Raw genomic sequence first — 11549 nt, 5'->3', positions numbered from 1 at the left:
GACACTTTCTATTCTACCTATCGCTTTAAAAGGCTGTCAACCATTATTTTGAAATACAAATTCATATACATCGAAATTTTAATAAACAAGTGACGCTCATCCTTCATTGAATGTTAGTTCCGACCAAGTGCACTTTCATAGAATAAATTTCTCCTCTTATGGGCATAAAAAAAGAAGAGGAATCTGCTCACTCTTCTTTTTCTTACTTATTTAACTTTACTTCAATCTTTGTAATTAACTCGTCTTCTGTTGGAGCCGCAACTGGACGGTTATTTACAAATGCGAATGATTTTTTACGACCAGGGCCACAGTAAGACTGACATCCAACTTCAATCGTTGCACATGAATCTACTTTTTTTAACTTCGGAATCAACGTTTTAACGTTCGTTGCCTGACAATCATCGCACACACGAAATTCGTTTCCCATATATAACACTTCCTCTATTTCAAACTTTTCTCAAGTACATTTAAAAATAAACACTAAATGGTATTTTACCGTTCTTTGAAGCTCGTTGCAAGTCTCCCTACATAGCCTACGCTACATATTTATATGCTCTCCTACAGAACCTCTCATCATTCATGGGTAATTTTTTCCCTTTCATCGAAATCTACCATATTTTTAAAAGCTTTGTATAAAAGCTCATTTTTTTGCCCATTATAAAAATAGGAAGTTCATAAAAAGAAAGGGAGTTGAATCTATGAAAGTAAGACAGGATGCTTGGACGGACGAAGACGATTTATTACTTGCTGAAACTGTACTACGTCATGTTCGAGAAGGAAGTACTCAATTAAATGCATTTGAAGAAGTCGGAGATCAGTTAAATCGCACATCAGCTGCTTGCGGTTTCCGTTGGAACGCCGTTGTTCGTTATAGCTATGAACAAGCTCTTCAACTAGCAAAAAAACATCGTAAAGATAAAATGCGTGCTGCGAGCGGTGAACAAGCAAAGAAACGTTTACTTTATACACCACCTGCTTCAGAAGCGATAGTGGATTATGAAGAATTATTACAAGAGGAAACAAATATACAATATAAAGAAGTTAGTCCATATCAAGAACCTACTGTTCCCGTTTCAAAAGCCTCTATAACAATGCAAGATGTTATTTACTTTTTACAAACAGTTGGGTCTTCAAATATAAAAGTAACAGCTCTTGAAAACGAGAATACGAGATTGAAACAAGAAATAAAAGGACAAATGCTTCGAAATGAAGAACTGGAAAAGAAACTAGAGAAATTAGAAAAGCAATCTCATACTGTACAAGAAGACTACGAAACACTTATGAATATTATGAACCGAGCTCGTAAATTGGCCGTAATGGATGATGAAGAACGTTCACAAACATCTTTCCGCATGGATCGAAACGGTAATTTAGAAAAAATTGCAGAATAAAAAGGATGCATTACATGCATCCTTTTTATTATTTCACTTCAACCATGTGCGCTTCTTCTACGTTAGAGCCTTTCTGTATATCTGGGAAGATTTTTTCCTTTGGATTCTCTTTAAAGGCTGCTAAATACGGCAGCTGACATAATCGCTACAATTCCTAATTTAACTTTTTTCATTTGTATGCCTCCTAAAATCATAATTACATCCCTTAGTTTAACTATCACAGCTCGTTTAACCAATTCACTTTCCTTACAACAACATTCCAATTCAGTAAGGCTTCCTCTTAAAAACTACTTTCATTATTTTTTGTTATAATAGAGATTGTCATTTTAAAGATAAGGGGTTAGTTATATGAGCAATTCCCGTTCCATTTTATCTCAGCCAGAGTGGCGTATTGTAGATCAGTCTAGTTTGGGACCAACATTCCATGCGCTTCAGTCGTTCGCAATGGATGACACATTATGTACAAGTATTGGAAATGGCAAGTCAGCGGCAACAATGCGCTCTTGGGTTCATCACAATACAATTGTTCTTGGCATTCAAGATTCACGCCTTCCACATTTAGAAGAAGGCATTTCCTTTTTAAAGGAAAACAACTTCAATGTTATCGTTCGTAATTCTGGCGGACTCGCAGTCGTGCTTGATGAAGGTGTATTAAACGTATCACTTTTATTCCAAGAAACAGAAAAAGGTATCGATATTGATCTTGGATACGATACAATGTGGCATTTAATTCAGGAGATGTTAAAAGATTACGACGTTACTATCGAGGCAAAAGAAATTGTTGGCTCTTACTGCCCTGGTAGTTATGACTTAAGTATTCGCGATCAAAAATTCGCTGGTATTTCACAACGCCGTATTCGCGGTGGTGTCGCTGTCCAAATTTATCTCTGTGCTACAGAAAGCGGCTCTGAGCGTGCCGCACTCGTTCGTGATTTCTACAACTTAGCAATTCAAGGGGAAGAAACACGCTTTACGTACCCTGAAATTGTACCGAGTACGATGGCCTCACTCTCAGAATTACTTGGCGAAACCATTACAGTACAGAATTTAATGATGCGCCTTTTAAAAACACTGCAGCAATTCGCTCCAAAATTAACACCGTCTCAATTAACAATAGATGAGATTCCTTTATATGAGACGAATTTACAACGTATTATTGATCGCAATAACAAGGCACTTGGCTTAGAAAAATAAAAACCGTCGCTATAATAGCGACGGTTTTTATTTTAATTCTTTATAGAATTAAAGTGCTTGAGCTGCTGTAATTAAAGCTAACTTGTACACTTCTTCTTCGTTACATCCACGAGATAAGTCGTTTACAGGCATGTTTAAGCCTTGTAAGATTGGTCCTACTGCTTCGAAGTTACCTAAGCGTTGAGCGATTTTGTAGCCGATATTACCAGCTTCTAAGCTTGGGAATACGAATACGTTAGCATCACCTTTAATTGTAGAACCTGGAGCTTTTTTCTCAGCTACAGATGGTACGAATGCAGCATCGAATTGGAATTCTCCATCTAGAGTTAACTCAGGAGCCATTTCTTTTGCAATGCGAGTTGCTTCTACAACTTTTTCTGTTTCTGGAGATTTCGCAGAACCTTTTGTAGAGAAGCTTAACATAGCAACGCGCGGGTCAATACCGAATAACTCAGCAGTTTTCGCACTCTCTATACCGATTTCAGCTAAATCTTGGCTGTTTGGTGCAATGTTAATTGCACAATCAGCGAATACATATTTCTCTTCTTCACGTACCATGATGAATACGCCAGAAGTTTTTGTAACGCCTGGTTTTGTTTTAATAATTTGAAGTGCTGGACGAACTGTATCAGCTGTAGAGTGAGCTGCACCACTTACTAAACCGTGTGCTTTGCCCATGTATACAAGCATTGTACCGAAGTAGTTTTCGTCTTTAAGGATTTTGCGAGCGTCTTCTTCTGTTGCTTTACCTTTACGGCGTTCAACGAAAGATGCTACCATTGCATCCATTTCTTCGTATGTAGCTGGGTCGTAAATATCAACGCCTGCTAATGTTAAATTCAAGCTAGCAGCTTTTGCGCTAATCTCTTCTTTATTACCAACTAAGATTGGTTTTACTAACTCTTCTTTTGCTAAACGCTCTGCAGCGCCTAAAATTCTTTCATCAGTTCCTTCAGGAAGTACGATAGAAATGCCTTTTCCTTGAACTTTTTCTTTTACCGTTGTAAATAAATTGCTCACGAATAAACCCTCCTACAAATGTTAAAAAACTCTATCTTTAAGAATACTGCTTTTCCTCTATATTTTAAACTTATTGCTCCTAAAAAATAGGCAAAATAAAAATGATTATATTTTCATAAAATTCAGCCATGAAATCCAGCTCATTTAAGGGCTTCTCTCTCCTTTAAATGTGACAATTTTATGCGCTGAAGTTTTCTATAGATGCTTTTAAAACTATATATGCTATAGTTAACGTGTAAAACTATCATTAACTGAGGTGAATAGAATGAGTGAAGCAACAACAACGTTAGATGGCTGGTATTGTTTACATGATTTACGTTCTATTGATTGGGCTGCATGGAAAACATTATCTAGTGACGAACGCGGACAAGCAGTGTCTGAATTTTTAAATGTCGTTGAAAAATGGAACGAATTAGCTACTGCGAAAAAAGGCAGTCATGCAATGTATACAGTTGTTGGTCAAAAAGCTGATATTATGCTTATGATTTTACGTCCAACAATGGAAGAGTTAAATGAAATTGAGACAGAATTAAATAAAACAACATTAGCTGAATATATGATCCCTGCATATTCTTACGTATCTGTTGTTGAACTAAGCAACTATCTTCCAGCTGATGAGGATCCATATCAAAATCCACAAATTTTAGCTCGCTTATATCCTGAACTACCGAAAGCAAATCATATTTGCTTCTATCCAATGGATAAGCGTCGCCAAGGTGATGACAACTGGTACATGCTTCCTATGGAAGAGCGCAAAAAAATGATGTACAGTCACAGCAAGATCGGTCGCCAATACGCAGGTAAAGTACGCCAAGTTATTTCAGGATCTGTTGGATTCGACGATTTCGAGTGGGGCGTAACATTATTCGCTGACGATGTTCTTCAATTTAAGAAACTTATATATGAAATGCGCTTCGATGAAGTAAGTGCTCGTTATGGTGAATTTGGAACGTTTTTCGTTGGAAACATCTTACCAGACGAAAAAGTAGAGCAATTTTTACACATATAATAGTGAAAAAGGGACGAAATTCGTTCCTTTTTTTATTTTCCCCTATATTTCTTTGCAAAAACTTCGTTTTTCTGCAAATTTGAACAAAAATCGACAAATCCCTTACAAAATTGTAACCTTTCTATATCCAAATTCATGCTAAAATAGTACGAGCTATATGCTAATAACGATGCGAAGGTGATAATCTATATGAAGAAAATCTTGTCTATTTTACTAGCGTTTCTATTGTCAATTTCTTCCTTAGGAGTAACAACATCCCATGCGGAAGAAAAAATACAAATAGAAGCTGCTGCTGCTCTTCTATTTGATGCAGATACAGGAAAAATACTGCATGAACAAAACCCAGATGAACTGCTAGCTATTGCTAGTATGTCAAAATTAATTGTTGTTTACGCTATTTTAGAAGCAATTAAAGAAGGTAAAATTACTTGGGATACGAAAGTAAATATTTCTGATTACGCTTATGACGTCTCACGTAATAATGAATTCTCTAATGTACCATTTGAGAAAGGACGTCAATATACAGTAAGAGAATTATATCATTCTATCGTTATCTTCTCTGCAAATGGATCTAGTATTGCTTTAGCAGAACTTCTTGCAGGAAGTGAGAAGAACTTCTTAAATCTGGCAAATGAACATGCAAAAAAACTAGGGTTAAAGAAATATAAGTTTGTAAACTCTACTGGTTTAAATAATGCTGATTTAAAAGGGAAACATCCTGAAGGCACTGACCCTACTGGAGAAAACTCTATGTCAGCTCGCGATATGGGTATTCTTTCAAAAACAATTATTACAAAGTATCCGGAAATGCTAGAGGATACAAAACAAAGATTTAGAAACTTTCCAGACAATCATCCAAAACCAATTCGTATGGAAAACTGGAACTGGATGTTACCAGGAGCTGCCTTCGCTTATGAAGGTACTGATGGTTTAAAAACAGGAAGTTCTGATACAGCTGGATACGGATTTACTATTACTGCAAAACGCGGTGATTTACGCCTTATCTCGGTTATTATTAAAACAAAGTCAATGGACGAGCGCTTCACAGAATCTCGTGAATTAATCGAATACGGGTTTAATAACTTTGAAAAACAAAAGCTAAAGGTTGATACAAATAACACTCTTCCTGTAGTAAAAGGGAAAGAAGATCAAGTAACGGTTGCTCCTGAGAAAGAAATAACAGTAATCGTGAAAAAAGGTAGCAAAACACCTTATAAAATTGGGGCCGAAGCAGATAAATCCATTGCTGAAGATGGACATTTAGTTGCTCCAATTAAGAAAGATGCTAAGGTTGGTTCAATCGTTTTAGAATCAACTGATAATAAATACGGTTTCTTAGACGGCAGTAACAGTATGAAGGTTACTGCAAAAACGACAGAAGAAGTTGAAAAAGCAAATTGGTTCGTGTTAACGACGCGTTCAGTTGGTGATTTCTTCTCAGGATTATGGTCTAAAGTGTTTTAATAAAAAAAGCTAGCGTGGGCTAGCTTTTTTTATTTTCCCTTCTACATGTAAAACTTCGTTTGGTTGTCATATCCGAGTCCTTTTTCTCATACGTATGAACTAGTAATTGTTCCACACTTCATCTAGAAATAAAGTGAAACTTTAATCAGTGGGGTTGTTCGTCCCCACTGATTATTAGCCTTCACCACTCGGGCGTTTACGGGCAGTTGGATCTCCCGCCCAACCGAATTGTAAGGTAGGAGTCTTACTGCCCGCAAATAGCGGGATAAACCTCTTTCTATAGTGCATTCCAAAAAGAGAGGTGGCACATAATGGGTGTTATCGCGTATAACGAAGAAGATGTTAAGTTATTAGCTAGATTGATGCGTGCTGAAGCCGAAGGAGAAGGGCAACAAGGAATGTTAATGGTCGGAAACGTTGGGGTAAATCGTGTCCGTGGAAATTGTTTAGATTTTAAAAAAATACGCAATTTACGTCAAATGGTTTACCAAAATCCTGGTGGCTTTGAAGCAACACAAAAAGGATATTTTTATCAACGAGCAAGGGAACAAGATATCGCCTTAGCTCGGCGAACAATTCAAGGACAGCGCTTTTGGCCCGCTAATTTTTCCTTATGGTTTTTTAGACCAGAAGGCCCTTGCCCACCAACTTGGTATGACCAACAAAATTCTGGTCGTTTTAAAAAGCACTGCTTCTTTCAACCATCTGGTGAAGACTGTCCAGGCGTATATTAAGCAATGAAAATGAGGAGGGATTTTTGAATGGCACAGCAACAAAATCCATATTATGGAACAGGTTTTTATCAACCATCTGGAACTTATGCACAACCGCAACAAATGACTCAACAACAACAGCAAGCGATGCAACAACAAGCGATGCAGCAACAAGCAGCTCAAGCTGCAGTTTCTCAGGGGATGTTACCATTAGAACAATCATACATTGAAAATATCCTTCGTTTAAACAAGGGTAAGCAAGCTACAGTTGTAATGACTTATGAGCGTGGTAGTTCTCTTGGTACACAATCTTATACAGGTATTATTGAAGCAGCTGGTCGTGACCATATCGTTATTAGTGAACCACAATCTGGAAAACGTTATTTACTACTAATGATTTACTTAGATTACGTAGAATTCCCAGAAGAAATTACGTATTTACCTAGTCAACCAGCAGCTTATGCTCCAAGACCATAAACAAAAGCTGGCATTTGCCAGCTTTTGTTTTTTATAATCCTTTTACAACTGCAGTTCCTACTAGAATCCACGCTACAATAAATGCGACACCACCAAGAGGTGTAATTGGACCAAAGAACTTAATTCCCGTTGTGCTTAACGCATAAAGGCTACCTGAGAACATAATAATCCCAGCTACCATTAGCCAACCAGCAGTAGTTAAAAGTGATGATTGAATCTTATCCATTAATAAAGCAACTACAAACAGTCCACCTGCATGAAACATTTGATATGTAACGCCTGTTTTCCAAACTTCTAACATTTTTGCAGAAATTTTATTCTCTAAACCGTGTGCTCCAAAGGCCCCTAATGCAACAGATAGCCCCGCTGCAATACAACCTAATAAAAAGAAAATCTTCATCTGAATTCCCCTTTTTTTACTTTTATCATAAGCAATTTTTACATATAATCCAAACTATTTTTCTTTTAAAAATCCAATAAAGAATTACCGTTTGCATCATCTTCTTTTATATATACTGGCTCTGCAGAAACCGACATAATCGGTTGAACGGTTGTCATAGGCTGAGATCCGATTATTTGTGACTGAACTTGCGGTTCTCTATACATATTCGAATCCACTTGTTCGTCTAATAATAAATCACATAAAGCACGCACAACTAATAAATGTTCTTTTGACTTTTGTCCTTCACTACTTTTTGCCTTTGCAATTTCATTTGCCATTTTATTTAAAATCTTGTCGCTCGATATTTGCATTCCTTGTCACCTCTTACTTTGTAGTTCTTTCTCAAATTGTCCCAGCTTCTCAACTGAACCAAATACTATTATCATATCATGTTCTTGCAGTTTTTCCTGCCCTGTTGGATTATGTATAATATTCCCATTTCTTAAAATCGCTAAAATGGTCACATCAAATTGATTCCTCACATCACTCTCTAGTAATGATTTACTAGTTAAGATAGAATCTTTTCCGACTGAAATTTCTTCGATTACAAACGACTGATCTACTCCATACAGTACTGTATCAATATAATGAACTGTTAGCGGATTCGCAATACCTTTTGCAATATGAATCCCTGCCATACTAGATGGATTAATAACCTTATTTGCACCAGCACGCTTTAATTTTTCTTCGGTTTCCGGCTTCTCAGCTCTCGCCACAATTTTAATTGTATCGTTTAATCCTCTCGCTGTTAATGTAATAAATACATTTTCAGCATCATTCGCTACAATAGCAACTAGACCCGCCGCTTTTGAAATTCCAGCATGATGTAACACTTGATCTTCCGTTGCATCCCCATGTACATACAAAAGTTTTTCCTGCTCCAATATACTTTCATCCTTATCCACAACGACAAACGGAATTTCCTTCTCCTGTAATTCATGTACAACTTGAAGCCCCACTCTACCGCAACCACATACTATAATATGGTTTTGCAACTGTGCTATTTTTTTATCCATCTTCTTCCTCCGTACTGCATGAAATAGGTTTCCTTCAATAATCATAGCTGCTACTACCCCAATTGCATACGTAACAATACCGACTCCAACAGGAATAATGAGGAGTGCGAACACTTTCCCCGCCTGCGTTATAGGAACCGCATCTCCGTATCCAACCGTTAATACTGTAATCATCGTCATCCAAAATGCCTGAAACAAACTAATTTCTTCAATCATCATAAATCCTAGTGTTCCTAGCATTACAACAAAAGTCATACATACAACTGCTATCAATAATTGTTTACGTGCATTCATATCGTGTTTCAACTCTTTTCTCTATCTACAATCTTTGCCAGTGGAAATGAAATACGTATATACTAGATACGGAATCTATGAAAGAGGTTGATATAATGAAGACATTTCTTTCTGCCTTACAATGGGCACTATTTATTTTAGCTGGAAGTCTTATTGTACCAATTAGCGTCGCAACTAGTTATGGTCTCGATGGTGCTGAGGCTATCGCGTTTGTACAAAGAACATTATTTGTTCTTGGATTTGCCGGCCTACTGCAAGCTATATTTGGACATAAACTTCCTATTCAAGAAGGTCCTGCAGGCCTTTGGTGGGGCATTTTTTCCCTTTATTCAAGTTTAGGTGTCGTATTATTTGGATCAAGCAATGAGACACTTAAAGTTCTCGGTTACGCCTTCCTATTAAGCGGAATTATTTGCATTCTTCTTAGCGTTTTTGGACTTATTGATAAACTCGTTCGCTATTTTACACCAACAGTCATCGGAACGTATCTATTTCTTCTTGTCACGCAACTTAGTGGCTCCTTCTTAAAAGGAATGTTTGGCCTCGATGGAAAACATACAGAAATACAACCTAACGTATTTATTCTTTCACTTATTGTTATTTTACTATCCTTTTTCATTATGAAGCTACCTATTATTGGACAATACTCTGTTCTTTTCAGTATTGTTTGTGGCTGGATATTATTCGCATGCTTCGGATTATCTAATCCAATAACACCTGTGACAGACATAATACGTCTTCCTTCTCTATTTGTTTTCGGAATGCCTCGCATTGAATGGAATATGGCAATTACAGTCGTTTTCGTCACGTTACTCCTTCTAACAAATATGTTAGCAAGTATTCGTGTTGTACAGAGGGTTGTTTCTAAGTACGAAGAAAATCCAGCTGAAAATCGCTTCAAACAAGCAGGCATTATAACAGGAATAAACCAATTGCTAGGCGGTCTATTTTCAGCTATTGGGCCTGTCGCCATTTCTGGATCAGCTGGGTTTATTGCAACGACTAATATTTATAAACGACTCCCATTTATGTTAGGATCAAGCTTTATTATTTTAATTAGCATATTCCCAAAGATCACTTCATTCTTTGCAGCAATCCCAGTTGCAGTCGGATACGCTGCCATTTACCCTGTATTCGCAAGTATGATTGGTCTCGCTTTTCGTGAATATGACACTGTACAAAATAAAGAACGATTATTTAAAGTAGCCGGTCTTTCCATCTTCACCGGGGTAGGCGTTATGTTCGTCCCAGCAGGAGCATTTTCTACGCTCCCACCATTTCTAGCATCATTTTTAAGTAACGGTCTCGTTCTTGGATCTGTAATGGCTATCTTACTGGAAATACTATTTTCTCGTTCTAACGAAAAACAACTATCGTAAATTGGAAAACTTCCATTATTGCACTCTACCTATAGAGTTGTTACGATAAATTATCATGAGCAATACGCTCGTGATAATTTATCTACTTCTTTCTAAAGAAGTTCGATACCTTACTATTATTCCTTAACATCTTCATGAACATGTATTTCTATTTAAGTAAAGAAGGGAATTTTCGATATGACTTATAAAATGATTGTTTTAGATTTAGATGATACTTTATTACGCGATGACCATACCATTTCACCTCGTACGAAAGAGGCTTTAATGACAGCACAAGAGCAAGGAATAAAAGTTGTACTTGCTTCTGGACGTCCAACATTCGCAATGCGTGCAATTGCAAAAGAATTACATTTAGAGGAATACGGCAGTTTTATTCTTTCATTTAACGGTGCAAAGATTATTAACTGTAAAACAGATGAAGAATTATTTAGTAGTACGTTATCTCCTGAAATCGTTCACAGCTTATATGATATTAGTAAAGAAGAAAATGTATGGATTCACACATATATTGGTGATGATATTATAACTGAGGAAAATAACTCTTATACAGAAATTGAAGGTCAAATTACTGGTATGCCAATCGTAGAAGTAAATAACCTGAAAGAAGCTGTACAACAACCAGTTGTAAAAGTACTAATGGTAGAAAATCCAGAACACTTACAAGCTGTAGAAACAAAACTACAAAAACAACTAGAAGGCCAATTAAGCGTTATGCGTTCAAAACCATTCTTCTTAGAATTTACTGAGGCTGGTGTTACAAAAGGAACAAGCTTAAATCAATTAATTCAAACTCTAGGTATTGAACGTGAAGAGGTTATCGCCATGGGCGATAGTTATAACGACCAAGCGATGATTGAATTTGCAGGTCTTGGTGTTGCAATGGGAAATGCACCTGACGATATTAAAGAAATCGCAAACTACGTAACAGATACAAATATGAATGATGGCGTTGCAAAAGTTGTAGAGAAATTTGTGCTAAAAAGCGAAGCACTTGTTTAATATTTTCATTCACAAAACCTATTTGAAGTCAAATACTTCAAATAGGTTTTTATTTAATTCCCAATGTTTTTGTGACTATATTTCGAACTTTGTACTATTCTCGTAGTGTAAACTTTCTTTTTGTATATAATGGAACAAAATAGACTATTTT

Annotated in this window: 13 protein-coding genes and 1 pseudogene; 8 read left to right on the top strand and 6 right to left on the bottom strand. The window is 36.6% G+C overall.

The window, feature by feature from the left end; all coding sequences use genetic code 11:
* Window positions 1-202 precede the first annotated feature (202 nt).
* Window positions 203-427 (bottom strand): DUF1450 domain-containing protein, encoded by a 225-nt coding sequence (locus tag ACQKNI_RS23105; RefSeq protein ID WP_000526076.1) that lies wholly within the window; start codon window positions 425-427, stop codon window positions 203-205.
* Window positions 428-698: 271 nt separating this feature from the next.
* On the opposite strand from ACQKNI_RS23105, the gene ACQKNI_RS23100 reads away from it, so the two are divergent.
* On the top strand, window positions 699-1391 hold the full coding sequence (locus ACQKNI_RS23100; protein ID WP_098252845.1) for an RsfA family transcriptional regulator: 693 nt from the start codon (window positions 699-701) through the stop codon (window positions 1389-1391).
* A gap of 28 nt (window positions 1392-1419) precedes the next feature.
* Here the strand turns inward: ACQKNI_RS23100 and ACQKNI_RS23095 are convergent.
* A pseudogene (locus ACQKNI_RS23095) lies at window positions 1420-1515 on the bottom strand (lipoprotein BA_5634 family protein); the annotation flags it as partial.
* A 224-nt stretch (window positions 1516-1739) separates the two neighbouring features.
* On the opposite strand from ACQKNI_RS23095, the gene ACQKNI_RS23090 reads away from it, so the two are divergent.
* Entirely contained in the window at window positions 1740-2585 is an 846-nt protein-coding gene (locus tag ACQKNI_RS23090; RefSeq protein ID WP_098252846.1) for a lipoate--protein ligase family protein, read from the top strand.
* Window positions 2586-2633: 48 nt separating this feature from the next.
* On the opposite strand, the gene pta is transcribed toward ACQKNI_RS23090, so the two are convergent.
* Complete coding sequence (gene pta, locus ACQKNI_RS23085; protein WP_088231924.1) at window positions 2634-3605, bottom strand: phosphate acetyltransferase; 972 nt, start codon at window positions 3603-3605, stop codon at window positions 2634-2636.
* 265 nt (window positions 3606-3870) lie between these two features.
* Between pta and hemQ the strand changes: the two genes are divergently transcribed.
* The 4 genes from hemQ (at window position 3871) to gerQ (ending at window position 7268) form a co-directional block, all read left to right on the top strand.
* Window positions 3871-4614: a hydrogen peroxide-dependent heme synthase gene (gene hemQ, locus ACQKNI_RS23080; protein WP_088231923.1), complete on the top strand. Its 744-nt coding sequence runs from the start codon at window positions 3871-3873 to the stop codon at window positions 4612-4614.
* A 189-nt stretch (window positions 4615-4803) separates the two neighbouring features.
* Window positions 4804-6078 (top strand): serine hydrolase, encoded by a 1275-nt coding sequence (locus tag ACQKNI_RS23075; protein ID WP_088231922.1) that lies wholly within the window; start codon window positions 4804-4806, stop codon window positions 6076-6078.
* A gap of 311 nt (window positions 6079-6389) precedes the next feature.
* Window positions 6390-6812: a cell wall hydrolase CwlJ gene (gene cwlJ, locus ACQKNI_RS23070; protein ID WP_000538162.1), complete on the top strand. Its 423-nt coding sequence runs from the start codon at window positions 6390-6392 to the stop codon at window positions 6810-6812.
* A 27-nt stretch (window positions 6813-6839) separates the two neighbouring features.
* Window positions 6840-7268: a spore coat protein GerQ gene (gene gerQ / locus ACQKNI_RS23065; RefSeq protein ID WP_088231921.1), complete on the top strand. Its 429-nt coding sequence runs from the start codon at window positions 6840-6842 to the stop codon at window positions 7266-7268.
* 31 nt (window positions 7269-7299) lie between these two features.
* On the opposite strand, the gene ACQKNI_RS23060 is transcribed toward gerQ, so the two are convergent.
* From ACQKNI_RS23060 to ACQKNI_RS23050, 3 genes are all read right to left on the bottom strand, one after another.
* The gene (locus ACQKNI_RS23060) at window positions 7300-7668 is read right to left on the bottom strand and encodes a DUF423 domain-containing protein (protein ID WP_000688311.1); all 369 of its coding nucleotides are present in this window, start codon (window positions 7666-7668) and stop codon (window positions 7300-7302) included.
* A 65-nt stretch (window positions 7669-7733) separates the two neighbouring features.
* On the bottom strand, window positions 7734-8021 hold the full coding sequence (locus tag ACQKNI_RS23055; protein WP_088231920.1) for a YwdI family protein: 288 nt from the start codon (window positions 8019-8021) through the stop codon (window positions 7734-7736).
* A 6-nt stretch (window positions 8022-8027) separates the two neighbouring features.
* Window positions 8028-9020 (bottom strand): potassium channel family protein, encoded by a 993-nt coding sequence (locus ACQKNI_RS23050; RefSeq protein ID WP_140417436.1) that lies wholly within the window; start codon window positions 9018-9020, stop codon window positions 8028-8030.
* Window positions 9021-9115: 95 nt separating this feature from the next.
* Here ACQKNI_RS23050 and ACQKNI_RS23045 point away from each other — a divergent pair, with 95 nt between their 5' ends.
* Together ACQKNI_RS23045 and ACQKNI_RS23040 are read left to right on the top strand one after the other, a co-directional pair.
* Window positions 9116-10399 (top strand): purine/pyrimidine permease, encoded by a 1284-nt coding sequence (locus tag ACQKNI_RS23045; RefSeq protein ID WP_140417435.1) that lies wholly within the window; start codon window positions 9116-9118, stop codon window positions 10397-10399.
* Window positions 10400-10576: 177 nt separating this feature from the next.
* Window positions 10577-11398, top strand: coding sequence for a Cof-type HAD-IIB family hydrolase (locus tag ACQKNI_RS23040; protein ID WP_088231917.1), 822 nt, complete (start codon window positions 10577-10579; stop codon window positions 11396-11398).
* Window positions 11399-11549: the final 151 nt, after the last annotated feature.

This window comes from Bacillus sp. NPDC094064 (genome assembly GCF_050279585.1).
Classification (GTDB): Bacteria; Bacillota; Bacilli; order Bacillales; family Bacillaceae_G; genus Bacillus_A.
Note: the sequence above shows the minus strand (reverse complement) of the source record. Positions and strands in the feature narration are given on the sequence as shown.

Excerpts from the sequence above, each read along its gene's own strand:
- ACQKNI_RS23100 (WP_098252845.1), top strand. The coding sequence starts at position 699 with ATGAAAGTAAGACAGGATGCTTGGACGGACGAAGACGATTTATTACTT.
- ACQKNI_RS23045 (WP_140417435.1), top strand. The coding sequence starts at position 9,116 with ATGAAGACATTTCTTTCTGCCTTACAATGGGCACTATTTATTTTAGCT.
- gerQ (WP_088231921.1), top strand. The coding sequence starts at position 6,840 with ATGGCACAGCAACAAAATCCATATTATGGAACAGGTTTTTATCAACCA.
- ACQKNI_RS23060 (WP_000688311.1), bottom strand. The coding sequence starts at position 7,668 with ATGAAGATTTTCTTTTTATTAGGTTGTATTGCAGCGGGGCTATCTGTT.
- ACQKNI_RS23055 (WP_088231920.1), bottom strand. The coding sequence starts at position 8,021 with ATGCAAATATCGAGCGACAAGATTTTAAATAAAATGGCAAATGAAATT.
- ACQKNI_RS23105 (WP_000526076.1), bottom strand. The coding sequence starts at position 427 with ATGGGAAACGAATTTCGTGTGTGCGATGATTGTCAGGCAACGAACGTT.
- hemQ (WP_088231923.1), top strand. The coding sequence starts at position 3,871 with ATGAGTGAAGCAACAACAACGTTAGATGGCTGGTATTGTTTACATGAT.
- ACQKNI_RS23075 (WP_088231922.1), top strand. The coding sequence starts at position 4,804 with ATGAAGAAAATCTTGTCTATTTTACTAGCGTTTCTATTGTCAATTTCT.
- ACQKNI_RS23040 (WP_088231917.1), top strand. The coding sequence starts at position 10,577 with ATGACTTATAAAATGATTGTTTTAGATTTAGATGATACTTTATTACGC.
- ACQKNI_RS23050 (WP_140417436.1), bottom strand. The coding sequence starts at position 9,020 with ATGAATGCACGTAAACAATTATTGATAGCAGTTGTATGTATGACTTTT.
- ACQKNI_RS23090 (WP_098252846.1), top strand. The coding sequence starts at position 1,740 with ATGAGCAATTCCCGTTCCATTTTATCTCAGCCAGAGTGGCGTATTGTA.
- cwlJ (WP_000538162.1), top strand. The coding sequence starts at position 6,390 with ATGGGTGTTATCGCGTATAACGAAGAAGATGTTAAGTTATTAGCTAGA.